Genomic DNA, 25,024 nt, shown 5'->3' with positions numbered 1-25,024 from the left:
CGCTATTACGCTTGTGAAGCAGAAGGGGCATCTGCTCACTTCACCACTTACCTAAAGTGTTCCAGGGAAGTTACAATTATATTCAAATTTTTAGATATTGTGCCGCTGCCCCTGCTTTTTATTCAGCCTTTCCCTGTTTTCAGGTAACCCTAAGCATTGATCCAGGTTGGCAGTATAGAAAGTTCCTCGCCAACAGATACTGTAAAAAGCCATAAATGGTTATATTTTTCTCTCCTGTAAATGCCCCTTTTGGCCAATAGTCCGGTCTTGTAGCAGGTTGCCCAATTAATTTGGTAACTTTGGGGCATCAGGCACTCGTTTACGCACTACATGGTTATTAAAGACGCAAAGTTTATCTGCAGCAACACCAAGGCAGAACAATGCCCCCAGACTACCCTACCTGAATATGCCTTTATTGGCCGTTCAAATGTAGGCAAGTCTTCGCTGATCAACATGCTCACCGGCCGATTAAAATTGGCCAAGACTTCTTCTTTCCCGGGCAAAACCCAACTTATCAACCACTTTCTGATCAATGAGCAATGGTACCTGGTAGACTTGCCGGGGTACGGCTGGGCCAAGGTGAGCAAGGAGTCACGGGAAAAATGGGGCAAGATGATCAAGTACTATCTGCAGAACCGCCCAAACCTGGCATGCGTTTTGGTATTGATTGACTCCAGGCTCCCGCCGCAGAAACCAGACCTTGATTTTATGGAGATGCTGGGAACCATGGGAGTGCCATTTGTGCTTATCTTCACAAAGATTGACAAGCAGTCTGGCCAGAAAACTGATGCCAACATTGCCGCTTACATGAAGACGCTGGAAGAAACCTGGGAAGAGCTGCCCCTGTATATGAAGAGCTCCTCTACCACCCGGCAGGGCAGAGAAGAAGTTCTGGCGTTTATTGAAGAGGTAAACAAGCGCTACCAACTGGAACGGGAATAATAACCAACTATCTTTACGTTTAAATTTTTACTACCATGAAATTGAAGAACAGCCTTCTGGCAGGACTTTTCGCTCTTATGACCGCGGGTGCCTTTGCGTTTGAAGCGCCCAGAACTGTTGTGCAGACGGGTAAGCTACCGGTAGCAGAACATTACAACGGCGGGCAGGACTCACTGGTGGCGCACCTCCAGCGCAGCATCCAGTACCCGGCCCTGGCCAAGCGCAACCGTATGCAGGGGCAATGCATTATTGGCTTCACCCTGCAGGAAGACGGCGCCATCACCAACCTTAAGATTTTGAAAGAGGTGGGCGGCGGCACCGGCCAGGAGGCCCTGCGCGTGGTGCAATTACTCAAGTTCAAAGCGCCCGGCTACAGCCAGCAGTACAGCGTACCGGTGAATTTCAAACTATAACCTTAACCAACTTTTTCTTTATGCCTTTTGACCTGAAAGAGATTGCCTCTATTTCCGGTATGCCCGGCTTGTACCGGATTGTTGCCCCTACCCGCAGCGGGATCATCATAGAAAGCCTGGCTGAGAAGCCGGCACGCAGCGTGGCCCAGGCCCGCAACCGTGTGTCTATTCTGCAGGAGATCTCCATGTACACCAATGATGCTGAAGCAACGGTTCCGTTGGCCGACATCTTTGACCGTATTCGCAGCAAGTATGGGGCAGACCTGCCGGTGAATGCCAAATCCAGCACACAGGAGCTTTCTTCTTTTGTGGAATCTGTCCTGCCAGACTATGACCAGGAGCGGGTGTATGCCTCAGACATGAAAAAACTGGTACAGTGGTACCAGCTGGTAAACCAGTACGTGCCTTACACAGAAGCTTCTGAGCAGGAGGCGCCTGCCTCTACCCAGGCAGAGGCTGAAGCACCTGCAGAAACAGAAGACAAGGCCGGGGAAAAGAAAAAGCCAGCCTCTAAGAAGAAACAGGCGTAAGCTGCGGCTACCGCTTCTTCACCAAAAACAGAAAGGCCCCCGCCAATTGGCGGGGGCCTTTCTGTTTTTGGCCTGTTTTCAGGAAATCAGCCCTAAAACAGGGCAGGTGTTAAGCCAGAGAGTGGCGGGAAGGCACCCCGCGGGCAACCAGCAGCGTCTCCACCTCTTCCACCATGTCAGTAGAGCCAATGTACAGCTGGCAGCGCTGGTGTAATTCATACGGCTCAATTTCCAGAATACGGCGCTGACCGTCTGAGGCCTTGCCGCCGGCCTGCTCCACAATAAAGGCCAGGGCATTGCACTCATACAACAGGCGCAGCTTGCCTAGCGGTGATTTCTGGGTGATGGGGTACAGGTAGATCCCGCCCTTCATAAGGTTTCGGTGAAAGTCTGCCACCAGCGAGCCAATGTAGCGGGCAGAGTAGTTGCGTACCCGGCAGAGCTCAATGTATTGCTGCACCCCTTCCGGGAAGTGGTTGAAGCTTCCTTCATTCACAGAGTAAATCTCGCCTTTCTTAGGAATGGTGATGTTGGGGTGTGACAGGAAGAACTCGCCCAGGGAGCTCTCATAGGTGAAGCCGTTCACGCCGTTCCCGGTGGTATACACCAGCATGGTGCTGGAGCCGTAGATGATGTAACCGGCCGCCACCTGCTCAGTCCCCTTCTGCAGACAGTCTTCCAGGTTCCCTTCAGTCCCCAACTCAGACGTACGGCGATAGATTGAGAAGATGGTCCCAATAGACACATTCACATCTATGTTAGAGGAGCCGTCCAGCGGGTCAATGGCCACAATGTACTTGCCTTTCATGTTACCGGTCTGGATGATGCCTTCCTCCTCCTCAGAGATGATGGCCGCTACCTCCCCCCCGTTGCGCAGCGCTCTGATGAACCGGATATTTGCCACCACATCTAATTTCTGCTGATCTTCGCCCTGCACATTCTGTTTTCCGTAAGCTCCCCCTATATCTGTAAGGCCGGCGTGGTTAATGGCACGGTTTACGATTTTGGCGGCGAGCGCTATGTCACGCAACAACTGAGACAGTTCACCGGTAGCAAAAGGAAAGTCCTCCTGCTTGCGCATGATAAACCGGTCAAGGGTGGTTCCCACCGGGAGCGCTAAGTCTTCTTTGATTGTCATAGGAGTAGAGTAGTGTATTGTGAACGGATTGATTATTACAAAAATAATAATTTACCTGAGCTATTCCTCAGGTAAATTTTAAATTTGTTAAATTTTACGATATTAAATGATTGTTTACAAATTTGGAGGCGCCTCAGTCAAAGACGCCGCAGCCTTTAGGAACATCTTCCAGATCCTGTCTGCCCTCTCTTCTGCAGAAAAGCCGCTGGTAGTTGTCTCGGCCATGGGCAAGACCACCAACGCGTTAGAAGAGGTGTTTCAATTAGCCCACCAGGGGCTAAGTTACACAGAAACGCTGCAAAACTCCCAGCGGTACCATCTAAACATTCTACAGGAACTGTTCCCGCAGCAGGATGCCCCCGTGTACGAAGCCGTTGGCAAACAGTTTCAGGAGTTGCAGGATATTCTAACAAACGTTAGCCCAGATGATTTTGACCGGCAATATGATCAGGTTGTCAGCATGGGGGAACTGCTCTCCAGCCTCATTCTGCACCATTTCCTCCAGGCGCAGGGCCTTGCCAACCTGTGGCTGGACAGCCGGCAGTACATCAGGACAGACAGTACCTGGCGTGAAGGGAAAGTAGACTGGGAATGGACCGAGGCGCAGATGCACGCCCACCTTCCCGCAATCCTGGAACAGCAGCCGGTCATTACGCAGGGGTTTATTGCGGGAACAGAGCAGGGCGCCACCACCACCCTGGGCCGCGAAGGCTCAGACTTCAGCGCCGCCATCTTCGCCTATTGCCTGCAGGCCCAGTCCCTGACTATCTGGAAAGATGTGCCGGGGCTCCTGAACGCAGACCCCAAGCTGTTTGAGGAGACCATACGGTATGAGGAGATTGCCTACCAGGAGGCCATTGAAATGGCTTATTACGGAGCGTCAATCATTCACCCTAAAACGGTACAGCCCCTGGCCAAGCGCTGCATACCGCTGTATGTGAAATCCTTTCTGCACCCGCAGGAACCCGGCACGGTCATCTGGAACTGCCAGCACAGCCGCATTGCCCCTTCTTTCATTCTCAAGCAGAACCAGTGCCTGCTCTCGTTCCACACCAAAGACTTCGGGTTTATCTCTGAGGAGAACCTGAGCGCCATTTTTCAGGCGTTGAGCCAGTACCGGCTCAAGATCAACATGATGCAGAACTCGGCCATCTCCTTTTCAGTCTGCACTGATTATGATGCCCAGCGGGTTCCCCGGCTTATTGAAGCACTCACCCCTGAGTTTGTCGTGCTCTACAACTCGCCGCTGCACCTGTACACCATCAAGAACTATGACCAGGAGAGCCTGGAGAAAATAGCCACGGGCAAAGAGGTGCTGCTGGAGCAGCGCAGCCGCCAGACCTACCAGCTGGTCTGCCGCCCGGCCCACGCCGCCCGTTAATGTCTGTTTTTTGCCTATTTTTCAGAAAACAAGCCTAAAACACACCACCACTGATTTACATAAAGACCATGGAATTTATCTTAGTCACCCAGCAGGCGCGCCCGCACGTAGCCCTCATCCAACTGAACCGCCCCAAAGAACTCAACGCCCTCAACCTCCAGCTCATGGCCGAACTGCGTGATGCCCTCAAAGAACTGGACCAGAACGAGGAGGTGCGGGCCATAGTGCTCACGGGCAATGAACGGGCCTTCGCCGCTGGGGCAGACATCAAGCAGATGGCCGGCAAAACCGCCATTGACATGCTCCACATTGACCAGTTCTCTACCTGGGACCAGATCAAGAAAACCAAGAAACCCCTCATTGCCGCGGTCAGCGGATTCGCCCTGGGGGGCGGCTGTGAACTGGCCATGACCTGTGACATGATCATTGCCTCAGAGACCGCCCAGTTTGGCCAGCCCGAAATCAAGATTGGCGTCATGCCCGGCGCCGGGGGCACCCAGCGCCTCACCCGCGCCCTTGGCAAAGCCAGAGCCATGGAAATGGTGCTCACCGGCAAATCCATCTCGGCTCGGGAGGCCGAAAAACACGGTCTGGTCAACCGCGTGGTGCCGGTAGAGCTGCACCTGGAAGAGGCGTTCAAGCTGGCCGGCGAAATTGCGCAGCTGTCTCCGGTGGCCGTAAAGCTGGCCAAAGAATCTGTGAACCGGGCGTTTGAGGCCCACCTGGAGGAAGGCCTTCATTTTGAACGCAAGAACTTCTACCTCACGTTCGCCTCAGAAGACCAGACCGAAGGCATGGCTGCCTTTGTGGAGAAACGCCAGCCGGTTTTCAAAGGGAGGTAAACTTTTCCTGTTTTGGGGCTGTTTTTGAAAAAACAGCCCCAAAACAGGAACCCTCCACGGCTTGGAGCTGGCCTCCCTCTAAGAAACCTACCCAAGAAGGCCACCGGCCAGGTCAGCCAAAGCGGGTTTAGTACCCGGTCCCGTTATTGCCAAAGAGGCAATGAAAAAAAGGAAAAGCAGCGGCAGGCAATAGCGTTTTTCCCATAAAGCCCCCCTTTGCACCAGGCGGTTAGTTGCCTTAACCATACCTCTCTTTATTGCGGCATACCGTTGTGGGTTGTACCTTTGCACCAGATTTGCGTTTGCTGCCAAACATTTGGTAGCAAACCGGCTTAAACCCATAGAAATTTTTATTTAACAATTAACCATGGCAGTTTTAGTAGGTAAAAAAGCTCCTTCGTTCAAGGCAACCGCCGTTGCAGACGGTGAGTTTGTAGAAGATTTCTCATTAGACCAATACCTTGGAAAGCAACACGTTGTTTTCTTCTTTTACCCGTTAGATTTCACATTTGTGTGCCCAACGGAGATCATTGCATTCCAAGACCGTCTGGAAGATTTCAAACGTAAGAATGTAGCCGTGGTAGGTTGCTCCATTGACTCCCACTTCTCGCACTGGGCGTGGTTGAACACGCCGCGTGACCGTGGTGGTATTGAAGGTGTTACCTACCCGCTGGTAGCTGACACGGCTAAAACCATTGCGTCTAACTTTGACGTTCTGGCCGGCCACTATGACTACAATGAAGAAGGCGAAATGGTGTTCAACGGTGAGCCCGTTGCCTACCGTGGTCTGTTCCTGATTGACAAGCAAGGCATTGTGCGCCACCAGGTAGTGAATGACCTGCCTTTGGGCCGTAGCATTGATGAGGCGCTGCGCATGGTTGACGCCTTGCAGTATTTTGAGGTGAAAGGTGAAGTGTGCCCTGCCAACTGGGAAGAAGGCAAAGAAGGCATGGAAGCCACCCGTGAAGGTGTCTCCAACTACCTGGCCAGCCACTAATTACACCTGGCATTTATCTAAGAAAAGCCCCTGTCCCGTACAGGGGCTTTTTTATGCAGGCTCTGTTCAAACAAGAGCGGCATGGTGCTACTACTGCTACCTCCTCCCCCTTCTCCAGATTCACCTTGACGCACCTTCTTAAAATTTCACTTTTTAATAAAAGGAAAAATAATGGTTAGAGGCTTGGGTGACGCGTATCTTTGTACAAACCATACGTTCCCTGCCCTTTGGCTTTACCGGCCACGGGAAAGGGCAAACACTAAATAGTATGTCAAAATTTCTTTACAACGTAGGAATCAGAGCGTATAGGTTAGGGGTAAGTCTGGCGTCTCCCTTTCATGCCAAGGCTGCCAAGTGGCAGCAAGGCCGGAGCCAGCTCTTTGAAAACCTGGAGAAGGCCTTCAAAGACAACAAAGCCCCCGTCATCTGGTTTCACTGTGCCAGCTTGGGCGAGTTTGAGCAGGGCAGACCCTTGATTGAAGGCTTCAGGGAACGGCACCCGGAGTACAAGATTCTGCTTACTTTCTTTTCCCCGTCTGGTTATGAGGTGCGAAAAAATTACCCGGGGGCAGACTACATCTGCTACCTGCCTTTAGACACCAAAGAGAATGCCCGCCGGTTTGTGCAGCTGGTTAAGCCTAAGATGGCCGTTTTTGTCAAGTATGAGTTCTGGCACCACTTTACCAAGGCTTTAAAGAAGCGCCACATCCCGCTGTTCTCAGTTTCAGCCATCTTCAGGCCCAACCAGATCTACTTCAGGAAGCGTGGGGCATTCTACCGCAGAATCCTGGAACGTTTTTCCCACATCTACACCCAGAACCAGGAGTCTGCCACGCTGCTTTCCTCCCTGAACTTCAGCAAAGTGAGTACTGCCGGTGATACACGCGTTGACCGCGTGTTGCAGACGGCCGCCAGCGCCGCCCCCATTCCAGTGGCAGCCGCCTTCAAGGGCAGTTCGCCGGTGATGGTGGTGGGTAGCAGCTGGCCAGAAGACCTGAAAGTACTGCTCCCGTTCCTGCAGCAGCACCTGCCGCACCTCAAGTTCATCCTGGCTCCCCATGAAATCAGGGAGCGGGAGCTGCGTGAAATTGAAACCCGGTTCCCTCAGCAGGCGGTCAGGTTTTCCCAGGCAGACGCGCAGACCGTGGCGCGACACCAGATCCTGCTCATAGATAACATAGGCATGCTTTCCTCCCTGTACCAGTACGCTGACTATGCGTATGTGGGCGGGGCGTTTAAAACCGGGTTGCACAACACTCTGGAACCGGCCGTCTTTGGCCCGCCCATTTTCTTCGGCCCCAAATATGCGAAGTTCCAGGAGGCCATAGATCTGGTGGAGGCTGGGGTGGCCTTTCCGGTGAAAAGCACCGGTGAACTCAGCGCAATCTTTGAAAGGCTGCAGAAAAACCCGGCAGAAAAGAACCGCATCCAATCCAAAGCGCAGGAATATCTGCAAAAACAGGCCGGAGCCTCCCAACGTATCTTAACGGCATTGGAATATTGGCTACCTTTGCCCAAGGCATGACAGGCACAGTTGTAAAATCTACCGGCTCTTGGTACCTGGTACGCTCCCACACCAACGGGCAGCTGTACAAATGCCGCCTGCGCGGAAAATTCAAAAACAAAGGGCTCAAGGTGAGCAACCCCATTGCCGTGGGCGATGAGGTCACCATGGAAGATGAGGGCGAAATGCACCAGGGGGTGATCACCCAGATTGCCCCCCGCCGCAACTACATCATCAGGAGATCTACCCACAAAGCCCACCATGCGCACATTGTAGCCTCTAACCTGGACCAGGCGTTTCTGGTAGTGACCCTGGTGTCGCCGCGCACGTCGTTTGGGTTTATTGACCGTTTTCTGGTAACGGCAGAAGCCTATGACATTCCGGCTACCCTCATCTTCAACAAGATTGACCTTTATGACCAGGAGGCCCTGAATTACCTGAGCCAGGTAGTACAGCTCTATGGCCAGATTGGTTACGCTTGCTTTACCTGCTCAGCCCACACGGGAGAGGGGCTGCCGCAGGTCAGGGAGCTGCTTACCGGCAACGTCACCTTGTTCTCCGGCCACTCAGGCGTAGGCAAAAGCACGCTGGTCAACACGCTGGTGCCAGACCTGGAGCTGAAAACCTCAGAGATCTCCGCCTTCTCAGACAAAGGCGTGCACACCACCACGTTTGCCGAGATGTTTGAAGTTGGCCCAGACACCTACCTGATTGATACCCCCGGCATTAAAGAATTAGGCGTGGTGGAGATGAAACGGGAAGAGATAGGGCATTTTTTCCCTGAGATGCGGGAACGCCTGAACCAATGCCGCTTTCACAACTGCCTGCACGTGAACGAACCCGGCTGCGCGGTGCAGGCGGCCGTGAAGCAGGGCAAGATTGCGTTGCCGCGCTATGAAAGCTATCTGAGCCTGCTGCACGAAGAAGATTCTCACCGGTAACCCGTTCACTCCTTCCTTCGCAACCCAATTTTTCACCGGAACAACAGCTCAACATGCAGAGGCACCTCATTTACCAGGCGTATGGCAAAGAAGATATTCTTCATGAACTTCTGTATTCCCTGTACTCCCTGTTAAAGCTTTACCCGGCGGGTCTCCCCTGCCAGGTGGTTGTCTACACAGACAACGAATCTTACCTGCGGCAGTTCCTGCCAGAGACAATTGCCTACCGCCAGCTCTCTGCCGCCCAGATACAGGAATGGCGGGGACCGCAGGACTTTGTGCACCGCGTAAAAATCATGGTGCTGAGAGATTTTATTTCCACCCATACCGGCAGCCTGCTTTACCTGGACACAGACACGGTGTTCAATCAAAAGATTGAGCCCCTGTTTGAGCTGATTGAGAAGGGGCACACGTTTGTCATGCACGAGAACGAAGGGGTGGTCTCTACACAGAAGAACCTGATCTTTAAGAAGGTGTACAAGTTCCTGAGCGCGCGGCAGACAGGGATTTCTCCGCACATGACCATGTACAATGCCGGGGTGCTGGGGTTGCGCACAGAAGATGCCTCTGTAGTAGAGCAGGTTCTTTCTACCACAGACCGCCTCTACCGGTTGTTTCCCAAGCACATTATTGAGCAAATGGCTTTCTCCTTCCATTTAGCCCAGGGGGCTCAAGCCCCCCTTTACTGCGCAACCCAGGAAATCTTCCATTACTGGGACTTCAAAGAGTTCAGGGAGCTGCTGAACGCGTTCTTCCGGTCTCACCAGGGGCAGCCGTACCAACAGATTATTCCCCAAATGGGGGTGATAGACCCCCGCGAGCTGATTGTAGACAAGCGCAGATTTGACCAGCTACCAGGCCTCACCAGGCGCCTCTACAAACTAGTAGGTAAACGCTGGAAACTCCCCCCGTACCCGGCCCAATAGCACACTTCCCTTATGGCTTGAGCACCAGCTCCTGAACCAGCTGCAACATCTCCAGAAACTGGGTCTGCAGCGGGATAAAGGCCCTCACAGGTTCAGGGGCCTGCAGTTCTCCCACCAGTTGGCGCACAGGCACATACTGCACCACCTCTATCTCCTCCCGCTGAAATTCAAAGGACTGCGCCTCCCGTTGGGTCTGGTACAGGAAAATACCGGCGTGCTCCCTGTCCAGCAGTTGCGCCTGCTCGTCCTGGCCATCAATAGACATGACGGCCACAAAGCGTACGTCAGCCGGGGTAACAGCCAATCCCAGTTCCTCACTCAACTCCCGGGCGGCACAGGTTTCATACGACTCGCCGGGGCTCAGGTGGCCGCCAATGCTGATATCCCAGAGCGAGGGGAACAAATCTTTGTGCCGGCTGCGCCGATGGCAGAGATAGCCTTGTTCCGGGTGGTGTACAAAAATCTGCGCCGTGCGGTGCCAGTGCCCCAACTCATGCACCTGCCGCCGCGGCAGCGTCTGTTGCAAAGGCTCATTCTGGGCATTGTAGATGGCAAGATACTCCATGGGGCCAAAGTACGAAATCTGTTTCTGGGTTGGGACCGCGCTCTCCCTTTTCTTTTCCCAGAAAGCCCTTAGGCTTAGGTGGCGTTTCTGGCCTGTTTTTGAAAAAACAGGCCGAAAACAGAAAACCGCCCTGGGCTCAGCCCGTGCCGCCCGCAGCCCCCTTACCATTTACGGGAAGGCTCTACCGCGGTCCCCTCCTTCGGCGGAACGCCATAAAAATACGTACCTTTGCAGGAACTAGCTTCCGTTGCAGGGAGGGGTTTCCTCTTTAAGCCGGGAGCGTATCAAACCAAAAGCACATATTTATCATGAAAACCGCAGAAATCCATACCCAGAAGGGCGTGATGAAAGTAGAGTTCTACGAGCAGGATGCCCCTAAAACGGTTGAAAACTTTACCAAACTGGCCAAAGAAGGCTTTTATGACGGCCTCACGTTTCACCGCGTGATTCCTGACTTTGTGATTCAGGGGGGGTGCCCTAACAGCCGCGAAGGTTCTAAAGGCATGCCCGGCACCGGCGGACCCGGCTACAAAATTGACTGCGAGCTGACCGGCGGAAACCAGTACCATGACCGCGGCGTGCTGTCTATGGCCCATGCCGGCCGCAACACCGGCGGCTCCCAGTTCTTCATCTGCCACAGCCGCAACAACACCGCTCACCTGGACCGCAACCACACCTGCTTTGGCAAAGTGGTAGAAGGCCTGGATGTGATTGATGACATCAAAGCCGGTGACCGCATTGAGAAGATTGTAGTTTCTGAATAAATGGTTAATTACTGATTGTCTGTTGATGATTGCTCTATTTAAGAAACAATCAACAACAGACAATCAGTAATTTTAAACGTGGCTCAGGACGAACGCGGTGAGAAAACCCAACACGGTGATCAGCCCGGTGAGGTGGTGGGTGACTTCTACCGCCTCCGGGATCATGGTGTCTGAGACCATGGCCAGAATGGCACCCGCCGCCAGCGCCGTGGTGCCCGCAATCACCTCCGGTGAAAATTCACTGAACACACTGTAGCCCAGCCAGGCCGCCAAACCCGAAATGACCGCAATCCCTCCCCACACGCCAAAGATATAGCCTTTGGAACGGTTGGCTTTCTTCATGCCCACCGCGCTGGAAAGCCCTTCAGGCACGTTAGACAGAAACACCGCCGCTACCATGGCCACGCTCACGCTGCTGCCAGAGATCATACTGATGCCAATGGCAATAGACTCTGGCACGCCGTCAATGAGCGCCCCAATGGCCAGCGCCAGGCCACTCCCAGAATCCTCGGCCTCTGAGGCCTGCTGGTTGCCAGAATGTTTTCTGTGATGGGCGCCTTTCTTCTTCAGGAACCAGTTGGCGGCAGTGTACACCACGGCGCCCGCCAGAAACCCGAGGGCGGTAGAATCAAAGCCGCCCTGCCCGTACGCTTCGCTCATCAGGTCAAAAGCCAGGGCCGAAATCAGAACCCCCGCCCCGAAGGCCATGATGCTGGAGGCTATTTTGGCACGAACCTTTACGTAATAGCCAATGGCCGCGCCTATCAACAAGGCGCCGCCGCCCAAAAGCCCCCAAAGTGTAGCCTGCGCCCAAAGTGGAACCATAAAAGTAGAAATAGTCTCAGAAGGCTTACGGAACGGGTAAAATCTCGTTCTCTGCACGCTGCCATGACGGCTAGAAGCAAGGAAACAGAAATAAGGACACCCTCTTTCTCTTTGCCATTTTGAAAGGATCTTGGTAGCGAACGGTAAAAGCAAATAAGTAACTGGACAGTTTTAATTATGCATTTTGTCATCCTGAAAGGATCTTGTGAGCGAACCAGAGAAGCGTTTGCTAGAAAGCTATTGCCGTTCGCCAACAAGATCCTTCCAGAATGACAGGAAAAACAATATAAATATTTCTGTCTTTGTACTTAATAAGCGGTAGTACCGTTCGCTACCGAAATCTTTCCAGGTTGACAAAAGATAGCCATTGATTTGCCCACGTACTCCATAGGTAAAAGCACTGCTGTTTCTGGGCTACTTTTTAAAAAACAGGCCGAAAACAGAAACCCCAAATCAGCAGCACGCTACCTTTAGACTGAACCGTTCTTCCAGCGGTAGAACTGCATGCGCAGATGTTTAACCCACTGCACCGGGGCGGGCAGGTGATTGCGGGAAATAGACAGAAAATGCGCTTTCTCTGACCCAAAACTGCTGTAGAAATCTGAGATGGGATCAACTTCGGGCGCCTCAAAGTCAAAGACGTACTCCTGCCCCGCAAATTTCTGCAGCACGAAATCCACCAGCAGGGGAATGCCCCCCAGGCGCTTGCCCTGCGGGGTGGAGCTGTTGAAGATGTAGATGATCTGGCGGTTGAAGAAAAAGAAAAGCCCCATGGCCTGCTCCTGCCCCAGCGCGTCAACCGCCGCATACATTTGCGCCAAGCCGCGCTGGTTTGCCTCTTGGTACAGTTGCCGCAACAGCCTGTATTCATAGGTTTCCCCCATCACCCCCGCAATTTTGGGGGCAATGTACTCATGGAAGATGGAGATGATGCGGTCTATATTGGTGCTGGACTGCACGGTGAGGCCGCTGCGTTTGGCCTTGTTGATGCGCCACCGCCTGTCTTTGCGGTACCCCGAAACAATGCGCTCGTAGCCTTGCGCCAGATCAAGATGGTAGGTGGTGAAGGTGCTGCAGTTAAAATCAGTAAAAGCTTCTGTAGGAACGGTCCCATTGCCCGTGTTGAAGGCATAGCTGGACACCAGGTTGAACCGATTACCCAGCAGCTGAGCCGCTTGTTGCCATTCTTCTGTGGTGAATGGCTGCTGGTAGAACACCCCCAACTGATGGGCAAACAACGGCTGCCGCACGTACCGCATCCCAAACTTCCGCGCCGCGGGAATGGGCATGATGGTTACATATTCGCCTGCTTCCTCCTTCACAATGGCTTCCCATTTGGGTGATATAATGTTCAGGTACCAGGAAAAACCGTAGATCATGCCGTTGACCGAGCGGTTCAGGCAGGCGTCCCATTTCTGGAAATCGATGGCCGCATGGGAAAGGTAGCGAAGCATGGGGTAGGTTACAGGTGGCGCCTTCATCTACCGTGACCAAGACGAGGGCACAAATTAAGCATAAGTTTTGAGCCGAAGGCTACAGAAGTAACAGAAGCGCAGAGTACGCCACCACCCCCAGCAGAAAAGCCGAGAACCTGCTTTTCCGTTCTTCGGGCAGCTCTTCTTTGAGCACGTTGAGCACCACGCCCCCTGCCAGAAACGCCAAGAGCAACGCCGTAGCCGCCTCTGAGACCTGCACCACCAGCCCGGTAGCCCAGCCAGCGGCCAGGGCAATTACCAGACACCAGCGCCCCACGTGCCGGTACTTCTGTTTGTGGTGCTCCCGCAGTCCGAAGTCATTCACCAGAAAATGGAGCGCCATGGCCACAAAATAAAAGGCCGCCTCCTGCGTTGACCGCTCCTCCTGCTCGTGCAGCAGGTACCCAATCAAGGCGTTGTAGAGCGAAAATGAAAGGATATGCACCCAGAAAACGGCGGGCGGCGAGGCGTCTGCCGCACCCTTGCCCCCGTTCCTCGACTTGATGGCCATGCGTTCCAGCCCGTAGAAGATGACCAGCCCCAGCAGCGCCATGAGGTACATATGGTGTTTCAAGAAGGAAATATTTTGGTTTTGGGCGGCTTCCTGCACGTGCTCCTGCCCTTCCTGCAACTCTGGGAACAGGTGCAGAAACACATACGCCACCGACACCCCGCCCGCCCCCGACAGCCAGACGCTTCTGGGCACGCCCTCCAGAAACTTCAGCCTATCAGCAAACACATGAATGAGCATCAGCCCCAAAAGCGGAAGTACGGTAAGGAAGAAGCTATCCATGAGGTGCAGGTTGGTTCCTGCTTTTTTACTCGCTCCTCTGGAAGAATGTTTTTTTGAGATGCCGCTCGCCTTTACACACCAAGAAGCTTTTACCTCTAAGAGATGTCTTCTATGGAGATAATCTTGCCGTCTCTGAAACCAAAAATTGATTTGCCTTCCATTTCCAAACGTTCACCAGCCTGGGGGCCATCAGGAAGGTCAACCGCTAAGACGCCGCTGTAGGCGATGTTGACCTCCACCTTGTCGGCTGATTCTTCAAGGGACGTAATTTTTTGTTCCCGTTGGCTGAAAAAACTTTTTGCCTGCTCAGCCTGCGCTTTGAAGGCAGACAGCCCCAGAAGTTGCAGGTTCACCTCGCCCGAAGACACGTTCTTAAAGACAATTTCATCATGCAGATTTGCCAGCATTCCTTCCACATCAAAGTTGTTATAGGCCTGAATGTACTGGGTGACGAGCTCTTTTTTCATAGTAATTAAAAGCTAGATTGATGTTTAGCAAATGAATAGTTTGGCCGAATACTACCATATATATGTTAAAAGAAAAATTAAAACATACCTCATTTTGTCATCCTGAAAAGATCTAGTGAGCAAACTAGGTAAGCTCTTGTTGACAGCAACTGCCGTTCGCAGCCTAGGTCCTTTTTGAATGACAGAGAGAAGAAAAATGTAAGATTATTTCTATCCCAGAACTTAGACTACTTAAGGTACAGAATCTCCAATAAAAACAGAAGGCCGAGGTAAAATACCTCGGCCTTCTGTTTTGGGGCTAGTTTTTGAAAAACAGCTTAAAAACGGTCATTGTCTTCGTCCTCCTCGTCTTCTTCTAAGCTGAAGCCGCCGCCTGAGAACATGCTGCTGAGCAGGTCCTTGAACTGCAGGCCCGCGGTGAGGCGGTTGCGGGAGATGAGGCTGTATTCGGAGAGGCCGTGCAGGCAGAACTCCATGAAGAAGAGGTGCTCGGCTTCATCTTTGACGTTGGGTAGGAACTTGTCTACCACCTCAGAAAGGCTGGGCACCTGGTTAAGCACGCGCTTGTACTCGGCATCTGAGGCGTCATTCAGCAGATCCAGGGTATGGCCGTCTGAAAACCAGCCAGAGATTTTCTTGTACGGATCTTTGTCTTTCTTCTTCTTAAAGGTGTCTGGGTCTGGGAAGTAGTTCAGAAACTGTGTTCTGATGGCCTTTCCCATTAACCGGTAAGCAACCCCACCAGCGCCTTCCTGCTCGCCCTCGTACACCAGTTCTACTTTACCCGTAACGGCAGGAACCGCGGCCAGAAAATCAGCGATGCGCACGTGGGTCTGCGGCTCGGCGTTGAGCAGCACCCGCCGTTCTGCGGCGCTCACCACGCTTTCATACGCAGAGATGGTGAGGCGGGCCGAGACACCGCTTTTGGCGTCTACAAACTCACTTTCGCGGGCCTCAAAGGCAATCTGCTCCACCAGGTCATGAATCAGTTCATGGCTTTTGACGCAGTCATTCTGCGCGGGCGTGATACGCGCCTCCTGCTTGGTAATGCGCTTGCCAATGGCAATGTCTTTGGGGTAGTGCGTGATGATCTGGCTGTCAATACGGTCTTTGAGCGGTGTCACAATAGAACCGCGGTTGGTGTAGTCCTCGGGGTTGGCGGTGAACACAAACTGGATGTCCAGCGGAAGCCTGATTTTGAAACCGCGTATTTGAATGTCACCTTCCTGCAAGATGTTGAACAAAGACACCTGAATGCGCGCCTGCAAATCTGGCAACTCGTTGATCACGAAAATGCCGCGGTGCGCCCTCGGGATCAGCCCGAAATGGATCACCCGCTCATCTGAGTACGGCAGCTTGAGCGTGGCCGCTTTGATCGGGTCGGCGTCGCCGATGAGGTCAGCCACAGACACGTCTGGGGTGGCAAGTTTTTCGGTGTAGCGCTCGTCACGATGCAGCCACGTAACGGCGGTGTCATCGCCGTGCTGGTTAATTTGGTCTTTCGCGAAGCGGGAAAGGGGCTGCAGCGGGTCATCATTCAGCTCAGAACCGGCCACCACGGGCACGTACTCATCCAGGAGCTGCACCAGCAGGCGCGCAATTCTGGTTTTGGCCTGCCCGCGCAAGCCCAGCAGGTTGATGTGGTGGCGGCTCAGGATGGCGCGCTGCAGGTCTGGGATCACCGTTTCCTCGTAGCCGTAAATGCCGGGGAACACTTCTTCGCCGCTGCTCAGCTTCTTGATGAGGTTGGCGCGGAGTTCCTCTTTCACGCTCTTCGGGGCATAGCCGGCGGCCTTTAGCTGGCCCAGGGTCTTGATCTTGTGCAGTTGTTCTGCAGGTATATCTGAATAAAGCATTCGTAGTTATTGGTTGACAGTTTTAGTTATTAGAGTTTTCGGGCTGTTTTCAGAAAAACAAGCCAAAAACAGAACGCTCTTTTGAGGTGAACGCGTACCTTTAATGTATGAAACCAGTTGCCACCGCTTTAGTTTTCACCGCCATTGGCGCCGCCCTCGTGATCATTAGTGCCCTATTACGTATTTTTCACGTCATAGACCGACCCTTAGGGTATATCTTGCTGGGTGTTGGCGTGGTCTTAGGCCTCATTGGCGGCTATCTGCGTAGACGTGCCGTGAATCAAAACAAGGAGTAACCCTACTTCCGTTTTTGAGCTACTTTTTGAAAAGTAGGGCTAAAACAGAAGCATACTGGTTTTCTCTGATGAAACTTTAAATGCTTTATTTCACCCTTTCTGGAAAACCCGTATCTTAGGTAGATCACTAACGGTTACAGCTATGCGTCATTTTTCACCCCCTTCTATCTTCATGGTGCTGGCCCGTCTTCTGGTGCTGGCGGGCATAGGCATGTGCCTCACCAAAACAGCGTTTCCTGAACTGGCCATTGGTTTTATAGTGGTGGGTGGTCTGCTGAGCATTGTTTCGTATTTTGTTAAGCGTAAAACTTTTGCGGAATAGTTTTCTGTTTTCGGCCTAGTTTTAGGAAAATAGGCCAAAAACGGAAGTTGGCGCAGACACTCGCAGGTCTTAAAGACGCTGCGAGGTCTTTGGAGCAGGCGGTTATGTGGTGGGAAACGTAATTACCCTCCCCTACCCCTCCGAGGAGGGGAGTCTGGAATGCGTGAATCTTCTTGTGTAAACATCCCCCTGCCCCCTTCAAAGGGGGAATCATTCGTAACAAAGCCGAGACCTCTCCGCTGTTCGGGATTTGTAATCCAAGTATCTGCGCTTCACAGTAGCCAGATCTTGTGAGAACTTCCCTTTTCATGCCAAATACACCTTACATCCGCTTCTTTTTGTTCCTTCCATAGTCTCTGAACACTAGGTTCCCCAGGCCTTTTAGGCTGCTGTAGTAGGCTTGGCCGTTGTTGACCTGGGTGAATTCCTCCACAAACTCCTGCAGGTACGGGTCTGAGGCGATCATAAAGGTGGTGATAGGGATGTGCAGTCTTCGGCACTGGGCCGCCAGGTTCAAGGTCTTGTTCACCACCTTTCTATCCAGCCCGAAACTGTTTTTATAGTACTTCAGACCTTCTTTCAGACAGGTGGGTTTGCCGTCGGTGATCATGAAGATCTGCTTGTTACTGGTCTTCCTTCTCCGGAGTAAATCCATGGCCAGCTCCAGTCCCGCCACCGTGTTGGTGTGGTACGGGCCCACCATGAGGTACGGCAAGTCTTTCACGCTGATCTGCCAGGCGTCATTGCCAAACACAATGATGTCCAGGTTGTCTTTGGGGTACTTGATTTTCACCAGTTCGGCAAGGGCCATGGCTACCTTTTTGGCGGGCGTAATGCGGTCTTCGCCGTACAGAATCATGCTGTGCGAGATGTCAATCATAAGCACGGTGCTGGTCTGGGTCTTGTGCTCCCGCTCGGTTACCTCCAGGTCATTCTCGGTGAGGAAGAAATCCTCTGAGAGGCCGTGGGCGATCTGCGCGTTCCGGATGGACTCCGTCAGTTCAATCTGCTCAGGGGCGTCGCCAAACCGGAACTCGCGCCTGTCGGCGGAAGGCTCATCGCCAATGCCGGTTTTGGGCGTGGCATGGTTGCCGCGGCCGCCTTTCTTCAGCTTCCCGAAGATTTCTTCCAGCGCACTTTTACGGATGCGCTGCTCACCTTTGGCCTGCAGGTTAAATTGGCCGTCTGGGCCTTTGTCATCAATGTAGCCGTTCTTCTTGAGGTCTTCAAAGAAGTCGCCCAAACCGTAGCGGTCATCGGTGAGTTTGTATTGCTTGTCCAGCTCACTCATCCAGGACATGGCTTCAGCCACGTCACCGGCGGTGAGCGTAATTAACTGGAGGAAAATCTTGAGCAGCGGCTCAAAGCCCTTCTCAGTGGTTTCCTCAGGTACGAATTGGGTGAATCTATATCCGGCTGCCATTTCTTTTAACTGTTAATTCTGTATTTGGCGTTCCGCCTGCATTGGGGAGAAAGAGCAATGCGGGAAGTTCCTCATGTTCTTGCTGCCAACCTTGCGTAGCTTGTGCTTCCCTCCCGTGTCTCCTATACAACAACGAGGAAAGCATTTGGTTCTTACGCAAAGCAACCTTCTGGTGGCAACTTAGTACACAATCTTAGAAGATTCTAATCAGTTTCTTAGAGAATACCAACTTACCTATCTATGCGTGCCATCTGGAAAAATACGGTTTTAGCCGAAAGTGAAGAGACGATTGAAGTGGAAGGGAACCATTATTTTCCGCCCAGTTCCCTGCAATGGGACTACTTCCACCAAAGCGACCGCCACTCTACCTGCCCCTGGAAAGGAGAAGCCAGCTATTTTAATATACAAGTAGGCACCTTTGAGAACAAAGACGCCGCCTGGACTTACCCCCAAACCGAAGAAGCCGCCAAAGAAATTGAAGGTTTCGTGGCATTCTGGAAGGGCGTGCAGGTGGTGGGGAGCTGATTTGAAGATTTATAAAGGTAAAGATGAGTAAGTTTGGTGAAAAGGGAAGTACGTTTTTGTGCTCGTTTTAGGAAACGAGGCCGAAAACGGAAAGTAAGACTTACTTCATCTACCTCTCACGCAAGTTTAGCGCTAGCGTAACTTGTGGGTCCTAATCCGGAAGTTGATACACTTCCTTGCGTATTCCTAATTTCTGTTACCCAATCTGTTAGTTGAAAACAAAATCGCGAAGCAAGGATCTTCATTCCAATAATTTCCTCACCCTTGTTTAGAAGAGCATCACGCTGTATCATCCTCGCATTACATGTTGCCTAAGATAAGCGAGTACAACCAAATGCAATTAATAGGGATAAGTGGAAAACTATAATCAATGTCATTATCTCCTACTAACCTACATGAAAACAAAAACGCCCCACAATTTCTTGTGGGGCGTTTTTGGTCTATTTTCAGAAAAGCAGGTCAAAAACAGCCTGTTTCTAACTGTCAATCCACTTGAACTTGTATTGCAGCTCTGGTACTTTCACGCGGTCAGCCACGCGCCGGAGGCGGTTAGGCAGGGCCATGATGTAGTCGCGGGCGCGCTCCCCGGCTGAGTTAAGGCCTGTGACGCTGGTGATTTTCCACTCTCTGATGAGGGTTTCCATGATCTCCACGTAGTCATTAGAGGTGTACACACCAATGCGCTGCGCGGCGTCTGTGAAATGCCCGAAGGTCTGCCCCTGGTCAATGCCCAGTTCACGCAGGTAGTGCGCGGGCATGACAATCTTTTTGCGCATCATGTCTTCAAAGGCGAGCATCATCTCAGAAGGGTCCACCTCAAAGATCTTCTTCACAAAAGACTTGTAGGCTTTGGCGTGACGCCCCTCGTCAGCGGCAATGTGGTTACAGATACGGGCCAGCACGGTCTCCCCGGCCTGCTTGGCCAGGGCGCCTACACGGCGGTGCGACACGTTGGTGGCCGTTTCCTGAAAGGAGGTGTACACAAAGCTGCGGTACGGGTCATCATCGGTTTTGATGTCCATGCCGTCGGCAATGAGGTATTGGGTAGAGGCTTCCATCTGGCGCATGTCTATGCGGCCGGTCAGGTAGAGGTAGCGGTTCAAAAGATCCCCGTGGCGGTTCTCCTCTGAAGTCCAGCCACGGTTCCAGCGCATCCAGGGGCCGTCTGGGTCACGGCTCACGTCTTTGATGCTCATGATCCAGCTTTCATAGGTGGGCAGCGCCTCTTCAGTGATGGTATCGCCAATCAAGACGGCCAGCAGGTCATAAGACAGTTCACGGGCACGTTCCTTCAGGTCACGTAACTCGTCAAAGAAATTATCAAAACGGGCATCAGGCAGAAAATCAGCGGGCTGCCAGCTGTCTTCCACAGATTTCAGAAACTCCGGAAGCTTTTCTTCCAGGAAGTTCTCCAGGTATTTCATCACCTCAGAACGGGTGGCGGCAATATTAGAAATCATAAGAAACAAGATATAGAAAGACAAATATACTAACTTTCAAGTAGAACGCCCTGACTTGCCTCCCTGAAACCAGCACACAGCCCCGGTTATGACCAGAACTGAACTTATGCCTACGTAAAAACAACATCTGGGTTGACATAAGCCACCCTATGCAGAAGAAATGGTTTCGGGTCTTTATCTTTGGGAATACGCTTTTGCCCATGTTCCTGTTCAAGAAACTACTTCCCCCCGCTGCCCGGCTTGCCCTCAGGCAACTGTTCTGGCAAACCAGGAGCTGGCTGTACACAGGGCGCAAGGTGTATTGTCCGCTTTGCGAGCACTCCTATAGAACGTTCCTGCCCTTCGGGAACAAAGGGGAGAGAAGGCCGCAGGCGCTTTGCCCCCGGTGCCACACCGTTGAGCGCCACCGGTTGCTGTGGCTGTACCTGCTGGAAGAACTGCACATTGACCGGCAATCTTTTACCGTTCTCCACATGGCCCCTGAGCCTATCCTGCAGAAAAAACTCAAACAGTTCAAAAACCTGAACTACCGCAGCGCTGATCTGGAGTCGCCGGTGGCCATGGACAAGGTAGACATACAGGCGCTTCCCTACGCAGACGCCTCTTTTGACCTGATCCTCTGTTCCCATGTTCTGGCCCATGTGCCCAATGACCTGCAGGCGCTACAGGAGCTGAGACGGGTGCTGCGGCCAGGCGGCAGGCTCTTGCTCCAGGACCGCATGCATGCCGCTCTTGCCAAAACCTTAGAACAGCCTGATGCCCATACGCCCACGCAGCGGTTACACGCCTACGGCCAGGCCGACCGTTTCCGGAACTACGGCCCTGATTTTGCCCAACGGGTGGCTGCCCAGGGGTTTGCTGTAGAAGCGGTAGAATACGCCCTCACCCGTACCCCGGAAGAACAGTACCGCCTACGTCTGGGGCAGCAGGAAATTATTTTTGTGGCTACACAGCAGGCTATAAAGAAACAGGTATCTGATGTTTAAGGTATTTCTGCGCTCAAGCCGTCTGCTGGGGGTAGTGGGAAAACTACGGCTCTTGCGGTGGCGACTTTTCTTTAAGCCTGCTCCCGTGCAAGACACCGTCACTCCAGACATGGTGCCCCAACCGTTAGAAGGCTATACAGACCGCCTCTGCTATGCACCTGGGCAAACGGTGACATTTCACCTCAAAGCACTGCAGGAAAACAACCTGCTGCTTCTGCAATACCGCACCCCCCAGGCCAACTGGCAAACCCTGCACGAACATTCTTTTGACCTCCTTCTACAGCAGGAGACCCTGGAGGAGGCCCAACACGGCTGCAACTGGACGCCAAGCTGGACCTTTACCCTCCCGGCCCAGACCCCACAAGGGTATTATCGGGCATTCCTTAACAACCGTTTGGGCGGGTTGGCTTCAGAAATCCATTTTCTGGTGAGTTCTCCCTCCCCCTCATCTGAGGTGGCCGTATTAGCTCCGGTTTCTACGTGGCAAGCCTACAACGCCTACGCCGGCCAGTCGCTCTACCGCAATGCCGTTGCCGCAGAGGCGGTGCCCTATGTCTCTACGCTTAGACCCAATACCGCCCTCACCTACCACCGCACCACCAGCCACCAGCATGACCTCCAGATAGAGAGCCACCTCTACCATTGGTTTGCAGAGAAGTACCAGGCAGATCTGTTGCCAGATTATTTTCTGGAGGCGCACCCTCAGCGTTTCCAGTCTTACAAAGTGATTGTGCTGGCGTACCACGCTGAATATTTTACCCAAAAGATGTACCACACGCTCAAAGACCTGGTGCAGCGGAAAAAAATCAGTTTGATCGCCCTGGGCGGAAATCAGCTTTACTGGCAGGTGCGCTGGCACAACAGCTTCACCCAGCTGGAATGCAGGAAAGACGGCGCATTCTTTGAACATGAACCTGAACGGGGCTGTCTCTGGCGCCACACCTCTGCCCCTGAAGCCACACTTTTAGGCGCACAGTTTTCTGAGGCCGGCATGAACTCCTATGCCCCGTACCAGGTGCTCACCCCAGAACATTGGCTTTTCTCCGGGTCTCACGTCACCCGGGGGCAGCTTTTTGGAGAAAAGGGCCTAGACGGGCTCCCTATCTGCGGCGATGAGACAGACAAAACCACCTGGTGCAGTCCCGCTAACACGGTGGTGTTAGCCAAAGGGCTGAACAAAGCCGCCACCTCCCAAGAAAGGGCAGTCTATCAGCCCGGTAACAAAGAATGGAACGGAGAAGGCGGGGGCGAAATCACGGTTACAGAACTTTCCCCGCAACACGCGGTGCTGAACTCCGGCTCTATCCAGAGTGGTGCCGGTGTGGGGGTAGATGCAGTGTTCACGCAGGTCATCACCAACTTCATGCACCGCTACGCCCGTACCTCCAGCGGTGGTACCACTTCCTGACAAACTGCAACGGAACCCGGTAACGCACCAGTTGCTGCAAAACCCTGTCAGAGCCCCCCACGCCGCCTTCCTCCTGCAAAATACTGAGTAGTTCTGCGGCCTGCCTGTAATTGGCGGTGAGATAAGCGTGTCTGGCTTCATACCTGATGCGGCGTTGCAAGGCTTTCCGCTCTGCGGGGTTCTGCACCAGTTGCTGCGCCTTTCTGATTACCTGAATGGTGGAGGCCAGCTGTTGGTCGCCTTTTTTATACAGCTGCCGGGAGAGCGAATGGGGGTGCATGCGGCGCTGGCAGAGCACCTGGTCCAGGAAATGGTATTTCCAGTTCCTGGATGACCGCACCCAGAAATCAAAGTCCTCATACGCCAATGAAGCGTCATATCCGTTCAGCTCTTCCAGCACCCTGCGCTTTACCATGACGGTGGGGGGGCAAATAAAGTACCTGCTCAGCACCTGCGCAAACACGTCCCCCTGGGCGGGAGCCGGGGAAAGAGCACCGTCTTTGCTCCGCTGGTAAAACCGGCCCAACAGATGAGAGGCCTCATCTATCAGGTCAGCGTCTGTGTATAGAACCCCGTAGTCAGGGGGCAGGGCGGCAAAGGCGGCCACCTGCCGGGCCACCCGCTCCGGGTGCAGCACATCATCAGTGGCGAAGTCTATCACGTAGTCTCCTTTGCTCCACCTGAACGCTTCATTGAATGAATAGCAGTTGCCTTTGTTCTGCCGGTGCCGAAGGAATTGGATAAAAGGATACCGCTGCACGTACTCCTCAATAATAGCCACACTGTCATCAGAGCTCAGGTCATCTACCACCAGGATCTCCAGGTTGGGGTACGTCTGCCCCAGCACAGAATCCAGGGCCTGCCTGAGAAAGCGGCCATGGTTGTAGCACAGGCAAATCACAGATACCAGGGGAGCGTTCATTTTGAGAAAAAGTAAGACCGGAACAGATACAGGTGGAACAGCAGGAACAGCGCCCAGTCAATGGCATAGGCCACGGTAAGGCCCTCAATGCCCAAGAGAGGGATTAACGTGAGCACCAGCAGGAAATACACCAATGGCGAAACCAGCTGCACCCCAATGTACAACCGCACCTGCGCCCTTACCGCCACCACATAAGACAGCATCCACGCCACCATTTTGAATAAATCACCCAGCAACTGGTAATTGAACAGGTCCTGGGCGGGCAGAAAGTCTTCATTGAACAGTAAGACCAACAAAAACCGCCTTAATAGATACACCAACAGCAGGCCTGCCGCCAGCAACGGGGCCAGCGTAAAGAAGATGGTGCGCACGTACTTTTTCAATTCCTCTTCCCGGGGGAGAAGGGCCGCAATCTTTGGGTAATACACCATACCCAAGATAGAGGTATAGGCGAGCGTATAATTATCAGACACTTTTACCACCGTCTGCCACAGCCCCGTATCATGCAGCGAGAAGCGGTGCATGGCAATTTCCCGCACCAGAAAATCTGAAAACTTAGCGCCAACCAGGGTGGAAACCCCCATCAAAATAAATTTCCCCAGTTCCCGCAAGGTCTCCTTTTCGGGTTTGACTTGCCAGGCAGGGACCAGGCGTTTCTGAAAGACCATTGCCGCCGCCGCCAAACCGCCCACCGCCTGGCCTGCTAAAAAAAGGCACAGCACCGCTGGCAAAGGCAACTCCCCCACCGCCATCCAGATTATAGCCACCGTAGCAGTACTCACCAACAGCACCAACCCCACGTACAGCCTTAGGAACTGGCGGGCCAGCAGCACTGACAACCCGAAGAGGTACAGCAGCAACAACAGGAACAACCCCACCAGAAGCAAGGGGTACCAGCCGCTCCCCTGGAGCAGGGCATCTAAGTTAAACCGGTTCAGGAAGAAGTCAGGGAACCCCAGCACGGTGGCCAGCACCGCCACAAAGGAAAGAAGGCTGAGCCACAGCCCGGTCCAGAAAAAGGACTGGTAGCGCGGCCGCCCCACATCTTCCTGGGCCAGGTGCCTGATCAGACCCACGTTCACCCCGCTGTTGGGAAGGGTGGTCAGAATAGCGATCAGCCCCTGAAAGTGCGACAGCAAGGTGATCCCGCTGGGGCCGTAATAGATGGCAAACAGCTTATTGACCACCAATGAACTCCCCGCCCGGGCCACCGTAGAGAGTCCTGACCAGAGAGAGCCTTTCAAAAACTGCTGGATGTGCTGCTTTCTAGCCATTCTGCAAACTAAGTAATTTAGAAGAACAGTCTTTTCTTGGTGCGGCGTT

26 protein-coding genes are annotated in these 25,024 nt (G+C 53.1%); 15 read left to right on the top strand and 11 right to left on the bottom strand.

The window, feature by feature from the left end; translation table 11 throughout:
• Window positions 1–330: 330 nt before the first annotated feature.
• The 3 genes from yihA to FHS90_RS01065 are packed head-to-tail and all read left to right on the top strand — an operon-like array spanning window position 331 to window position 1,885.
• Complete coding sequence (yihA, locus tag FHS90_RS01075) at window positions 331–942, top strand: ribosome biogenesis GTP-binding protein YihA/YsxC (protein ID WP_066830885.1); 612 nt, start codon at window positions 331–333, stop codon at window positions 940–942.
• Between the two features lie 35 nt (window positions 943–977).
• A complete protein-coding gene (locus FHS90_RS01070; protein WP_182511247.1) occupies window positions 978–1,355 on the top strand; it encodes an energy transducer TonB in 378 nt (125 codons plus the stop codon).
• A gap of 20 nt (window positions 1,356–1,375) precedes the next feature.
• The gene (locus FHS90_RS01065; protein ID WP_066830889.1) at window positions 1,376–1,885 is read left to right on the top strand and encodes a DUF5606 family protein; all 510 of its coding nucleotides are present in this window, start codon (window positions 1,376–1,378) and stop codon (window positions 1,883–1,885) included.
• A 109-nt stretch (window positions 1,886–1,994) separates the two neighbouring features.
• Here FHS90_RS01065 and fbp read toward each other — a convergent pair whose 3' ends face one another.
• Window positions 1,995–3,023, bottom strand: a complete 1,029-nt coding sequence (fbp, locus tag FHS90_RS01060) for a class 1 fructose-bisphosphatase (RefSeq protein ID WP_066830891.1) — start codon at window positions 3,021–3,023, stop codon at window positions 1,995–1,997.
• Window positions 3,024–3,129: 106 nt separating this feature from the next.
• Between fbp and FHS90_RS01055 the strand changes: the two genes are divergently transcribed.
• The 6 genes from FHS90_RS01055 to FHS90_RS01030 all read left to right on the top strand — a co-directional run bounded on the left by FHS90_RS01055 (window position 3,130) and on the right by FHS90_RS01030 (window position 9,614).
• Window positions 3,130–4,404, top strand: a complete 1,275-nt coding sequence (locus FHS90_RS01055; RefSeq protein WP_182511246.1) for an aspartate kinase — start codon at window positions 3,130–3,132, stop codon at window positions 4,402–4,404.
• A 68-nt stretch (window positions 4,405–4,472) separates the two neighbouring features.
• On the top strand, window positions 4,473–5,246 hold the full coding sequence (locus tag FHS90_RS01050) for an enoyl-CoA hydratase-related protein (protein ID WP_182511245.1): 774 nt from the start codon (window positions 4,473–4,475) through the stop codon (window positions 5,244–5,246).
• Between the two features lie 367 nt (window positions 5,247–5,613).
• On the top strand, window positions 5,614–6,243 hold the full coding sequence (locus tag FHS90_RS01045; RefSeq protein WP_066830898.1) for a peroxiredoxin: 630 nt from the start codon (window positions 5,614–5,616) through the stop codon (window positions 6,241–6,243).
• Between the two features lie 268 nt (window positions 6,244–6,511).
• A complete protein-coding gene (locus FHS90_RS01040; RefSeq protein WP_182511244.1) occupies window positions 6,512–7,768 on the top strand; it encodes a 3-deoxy-D-manno-octulosonic acid transferase in 1,257 nt (418 codons plus the stop codon).
• Window positions 7,765–8,688, top strand: a complete 924-nt coding sequence (rsgA, locus tag FHS90_RS01035) for a ribosome small subunit-dependent GTPase A (RefSeq protein WP_182511243.1) — start codon at window positions 7,765–7,767, stop codon at window positions 8,686–8,688. Before FHS90_RS01040 ends, rsgA begins: the two co-directional genes overlap by 4 nt.
• A 53-nt stretch (window positions 8,689–8,741) precedes the next feature.
• Window positions 8,742–9,614 carry a hypothetical protein gene (locus tag FHS90_RS01030; RefSeq protein WP_182511242.1) on the top strand — a complete coding sequence of 291 codons (873 nt, stop codon included), beginning with the start codon at window positions 8,742–8,744 and terminating at the stop codon, window positions 9,612–9,614.
• Between the two features lie 10 nt (window positions 9,615–9,624).
• Here the strand turns inward: FHS90_RS01030 and FHS90_RS01025 are convergent, their stop codons facing one another.
• Entirely contained in the window at window positions 9,625–10,179 is a 555-nt protein-coding gene (locus FHS90_RS01025; RefSeq protein ID WP_220482956.1) for an NUDIX hydrolase, read from the bottom strand.
• A 308-nt stretch (window positions 10,180–10,487) separates the two neighbouring features.
• On the opposite strand from FHS90_RS01025, the gene FHS90_RS01020 reads away from it, so the two are divergent.
• A complete protein-coding gene (locus FHS90_RS01020) occupies window positions 10,488–10,943 on the top strand; it encodes a peptidylprolyl isomerase (RefSeq protein WP_182511240.1) in 456 nt (151 codons plus the stop codon).
• A 72-nt stretch (window positions 10,944–11,015) separates the two neighbouring features.
• Here FHS90_RS01020 and FHS90_RS01015 read toward each other — a convergent pair whose 3' ends face one another.
• The 5 genes from FHS90_RS01015 to FHS90_RS00995 all read right to left on the bottom strand — a co-directional run bounded on the left by FHS90_RS01015 (window position 11,016) and on the right by FHS90_RS00995 (window position 16,359).
• Window positions 11,016–11,768: a ZIP family metal transporter gene (locus FHS90_RS01015; protein WP_182511239.1), complete on the bottom strand. Its 753-nt coding sequence runs from the start codon at window positions 11,766–11,768 to the stop codon at window positions 11,016–11,018.
• Window positions 11,769–12,238: 470 nt separating this feature from the next.
• The gene (locus tag FHS90_RS01010) at window positions 12,239–13,222 is read right to left on the bottom strand and encodes a GNAT family N-acetyltransferase (RefSeq protein WP_182511238.1); all 984 of its coding nucleotides are present in this window, start codon (window positions 13,220–13,222) and stop codon (window positions 12,239–12,241) included.
• 79 nt (window positions 13,223–13,301) lie between these two features.
• Window positions 13,302–14,036 (bottom strand): ZIP family transporter, encoded by a 735-nt coding sequence (locus FHS90_RS01005; protein WP_182511237.1) that lies wholly within the window; start codon window positions 14,034–14,036, stop codon window positions 13,302–13,304.
• Between the two features lie 95 nt (window positions 14,037–14,131).
• The gene (locus FHS90_RS01000; protein ID WP_182511236.1) at window positions 14,132–14,503 is read right to left on the bottom strand and encodes a nuclear transport factor 2 family protein; all 372 of its coding nucleotides are present in this window, start codon (window positions 14,501–14,503) and stop codon (window positions 14,132–14,134) included.
• 317 nt (window positions 14,504–14,820) lie between these two features.
• On the bottom strand, window positions 14,821–16,359 hold the full coding sequence (locus FHS90_RS00995; protein WP_182511235.1) for a sigma 54-interacting transcriptional regulator: 1,539 nt from the start codon (window positions 16,357–16,359) through the stop codon (window positions 14,821–14,823).
• A gap of 107 nt (window positions 16,360–16,466) precedes the next feature.
• Here FHS90_RS00995 and FHS90_RS00990 point away from each other — a divergent pair, with 107 nt between their 5' ends.
• Together FHS90_RS00990 and FHS90_RS00985 are read left to right on the top strand one after the other, a co-directional pair.
• Window positions 16,467–16,655: a hypothetical protein gene (locus FHS90_RS00990; RefSeq protein ID WP_182511234.1), complete on the top strand. Its 189-nt coding sequence runs from the start codon at window positions 16,467–16,469 to the stop codon at window positions 16,653–16,655.
• Between the two features lie 142 nt (window positions 16,656–16,797).
• The gene (locus FHS90_RS00985; RefSeq protein ID WP_182511233.1) at window positions 16,798–16,977 is read left to right on the top strand and encodes a hypothetical protein; all 180 of its coding nucleotides are present in this window, start codon (window positions 16,798–16,800) and stop codon (window positions 16,975–16,977) included.
• A gap of 322 nt (window positions 16,978–17,299) precedes the next feature.
• Here FHS90_RS00985 and FHS90_RS00980 read toward each other — a convergent pair whose 3' ends face one another.
• Window positions 17,300–18,400: a vWA domain-containing protein gene (locus tag FHS90_RS00980; protein WP_066830919.1), complete on the bottom strand. Its 1,101-nt coding sequence runs from the start codon at window positions 18,398–18,400 to the stop codon at window positions 17,300–17,302.
• 240 nt (window positions 18,401–18,640) lie between these two features.
• Here FHS90_RS00980 and FHS90_RS00975 point away from each other — a divergent pair, with 240 nt between their 5' ends.
• Window positions 18,641–18,925 (top strand): DUF427 domain-containing protein, encoded by a 285-nt coding sequence (locus tag FHS90_RS00975; protein ID WP_066830921.1) that lies wholly within the window; start codon window positions 18,641–18,643, stop codon window positions 18,923–18,925.
• A gap of 476 nt (window positions 18,926–19,401) precedes the next feature.
• On the opposite strand, the gene FHS90_RS00970 is transcribed toward FHS90_RS00975, so the two are convergent.
• The gene (locus FHS90_RS00970; protein WP_066830923.1) at window positions 19,402–20,385 is read right to left on the bottom strand and encodes an acyl-ACP desaturase; all 984 of its coding nucleotides are present in this window, start codon (window positions 20,383–20,385) and stop codon (window positions 19,402–19,404) included.
• A 149-nt stretch (window positions 20,386–20,534) separates the two neighbouring features.
• Here FHS90_RS00970 and FHS90_RS00965 point away from each other — a divergent pair, with 149 nt between their 5' ends.
• Window positions 20,535–21,371, top strand: a complete 837-nt coding sequence (locus FHS90_RS00965) for a class I SAM-dependent methyltransferase (RefSeq protein ID WP_182511232.1) — start codon at window positions 20,535–20,537, stop codon at window positions 21,369–21,371.
• Window positions 21,364–22,779 carry a N,N-dimethylformamidase beta subunit family domain-containing protein gene (locus FHS90_RS00960; RefSeq protein WP_182511231.1) on the top strand — a complete coding sequence of 472 codons (1,416 nt, stop codon included), beginning with the start codon at window positions 21,364–21,366 and terminating at the stop codon, window positions 22,777–22,779. Before FHS90_RS00965 ends, FHS90_RS00960 begins: the two co-directional genes overlap by 8 nt.
• On the opposite strand, the gene FHS90_RS00955 is transcribed toward FHS90_RS00960, so the two are convergent.
• Together FHS90_RS00955 and FHS90_RS00950 are read right to left on the bottom strand one after the other, a co-directional pair.
• Window positions 22,733–23,701 (bottom strand): glycosyltransferase family 2 protein, encoded by a 969-nt coding sequence (locus tag FHS90_RS00955; protein WP_182511230.1) that lies wholly within the window; start codon window positions 23,699–23,701, stop codon window positions 22,733–22,735. The genes FHS90_RS00960 and FHS90_RS00955 overlap by 47 nt on opposite strands.
• Window positions 23,698–24,975 carry an MATE family efflux transporter gene (locus FHS90_RS00950; protein ID WP_182511229.1) on the bottom strand — a complete coding sequence of 426 codons (1,278 nt, stop codon included), beginning with the start codon at window positions 24,973–24,975 and terminating at the stop codon, window positions 23,698–23,700. The genes FHS90_RS00955 and FHS90_RS00950 overlap by 4 nt, the downstream gene beginning before the upstream one ends.
• Window positions 24,976–25,024: the final 49 nt, after the last annotated feature.

This window comes from Rufibacter ruber (assembly GCF_014138425.1).
In the GTDB taxonomy this organism is placed as follows: Bacteria; Bacteroidota; Bacteroidia; order Cytophagales; family Hymenobacteraceae; genus Nibribacter; species Nibribacter ruber_C.
The sequence above is the reverse complement of the archived record's forward strand: the minus strand, read 5'-3'. Positions and strand labels throughout refer to the sequence as shown.

What these genes read in the sequence shown, in the direction of transcription:
- FHS90_RS01025 (WP_220482956.1), bottom strand. Translation starts at nt 10,179, where the DNA reads ATGGAGTATCTTGCCATCTACAATGCCCAGAATGAGCCTTTGCAACAG.
- FHS90_RS01000 (WP_182511236.1), bottom strand. Translation starts at nt 14,503, where the DNA reads ATGAAAAAAGAGCTCGTCACCCAGTACATTCAGGCCTATAACAACTTT.
- FHS90_RS01055 (WP_182511246.1), top strand. Translation starts at nt 3,130, where the DNA reads ATGATTGTTTACAAATTTGGAGGCGCCTCAGTCAAAGACGCCGCAGCC.
- FHS90_RS00960 (WP_182511231.1), top strand. Translation starts at nt 21,364, where the DNA reads ATGTTTAAGGTATTTCTGCGCTCAAGCCGTCTGCTGGGGGTAGTGGGA.
- FHS90_RS01030 (WP_182511242.1), top strand. Translation starts at nt 8,742, where the DNA reads ATGCAGAGGCACCTCATTTACCAGGCGTATGGCAAAGAAGATATTCTT.
- FHS90_RS00980 (WP_066830919.1), bottom strand. Translation starts at nt 18,400, where the DNA reads ATGGCAGCCGGATATAGATTCACCCAATTCGTACCTGAGGAAACCACT.
- FHS90_RS00955 (WP_182511230.1), bottom strand. Translation starts at nt 23,701, where the DNA reads ATGAACGCTCCCCTGGTATCTGTGATTTGCCTGTGCTACAACCATGGC.
- FHS90_RS01020 (WP_182511240.1), top strand. Translation starts at nt 10,488, where the DNA reads ATGAAAACCGCAGAAATCCATACCCAGAAGGGCGTGATGAAAGTAGAG.
- FHS90_RS01010 (WP_182511238.1), bottom strand. Translation starts at nt 13,222, where the DNA reads ATGCTTCGCTACCTTTCCCATGCGGCCATCGATTTCCAGAAATGGGAC.
- FHS90_RS01005 (WP_182511237.1), bottom strand. Translation starts at nt 14,036, where the DNA reads ATGGATAGCTTCTTCCTTACCGTACTTCCGCTTTTGGGGCTGATGCTC.
- FHS90_RS00985 (WP_182511233.1), top strand. Translation starts at nt 16,798, where the DNA reads ATGCGTCATTTTTCACCCCCTTCTATCTTCATGGTGCTGGCCCGTCTT.
- fbp (WP_066830891.1), bottom strand. Translation starts at nt 3,023, where the DNA reads ATGACAATCAAAGAAGACTTAGCGCTCCCGGTGGGAACCACCCTTGAC.
- FHS90_RS00995 (WP_182511235.1), bottom strand. Translation starts at nt 16,359, where the DNA reads ATGCTTTATTCAGATATACCTGCAGAACAACTGCACAAGATCAAGACC.
- FHS90_RS00950 (WP_182511229.1), bottom strand. Translation starts at nt 24,975, where the DNA reads ATGGCTAGAAAGCAGCACATCCAGCAGTTTTTGAAAGGCTCTCTCTGG.
- FHS90_RS01070 (WP_182511247.1), top strand. Translation starts at nt 978, where the DNA reads ATGAAATTGAAGAACAGCCTTCTGGCAGGACTTTTCGCTCTTATGACC.
- FHS90_RS01040 (WP_182511244.1), top strand. Translation starts at nt 6,512, where the DNA reads ATGTCAAAATTTCTTTACAACGTAGGAATCAGAGCGTATAGGTTAGGG.
- FHS90_RS00965 (WP_182511232.1), top strand. Translation starts at nt 20,535, where the DNA reads ATGCAGAAGAAATGGTTTCGGGTCTTTATCTTTGGGAATACGCTTTTG.
- yihA (WP_066830885.1), top strand. Translation starts at nt 331, where the DNA reads ATGGTTATTAAAGACGCAAAGTTTATCTGCAGCAACACCAAGGCAGAA.
- rsgA (WP_182511243.1), top strand. Translation starts at nt 7,765, where the DNA reads ATGACAGGCACAGTTGTAAAATCTACCGGCTCTTGGTACCTGGTACGC.
- FHS90_RS00990 (WP_182511234.1), top strand. Translation starts at nt 16,467, where the DNA reads ATGAAACCAGTTGCCACCGCTTTAGTTTTCACCGCCATTGGCGCCGCC.
- FHS90_RS01065 (WP_066830889.1), top strand. Translation starts at nt 1,376, where the DNA reads ATGCCTTTTGACCTGAAAGAGATTGCCTCTATTTCCGGTATGCCCGGC.
- FHS90_RS00970 (WP_066830923.1), bottom strand. Translation starts at nt 20,385, where the DNA reads ATGATTTCTAATATTGCCGCCACCCGTTCTGAGGTGATGAAATACCTG.
- FHS90_RS01050 (WP_182511245.1), top strand. Translation starts at nt 4,473, where the DNA reads ATGGAATTTATCTTAGTCACCCAGCAGGCGCGCCCGCACGTAGCCCTC.
- FHS90_RS01045 (WP_066830898.1), top strand. Translation starts at nt 5,614, where the DNA reads ATGGCAGTTTTAGTAGGTAAAAAAGCTCCTTCGTTCAAGGCAACCGCC.
- FHS90_RS01015 (WP_182511239.1), bottom strand. Translation starts at nt 11,768, where the DNA reads ATGGTTCCACTTTGGGCGCAGGCTACACTTTGGGGGCTTTTGGGCGGC.
- FHS90_RS00975 (WP_066830921.1), top strand. Translation starts at nt 18,641, where the DNA reads ATGCGTGCCATCTGGAAAAATACGGTTTTAGCCGAAAGTGAAGAGACG.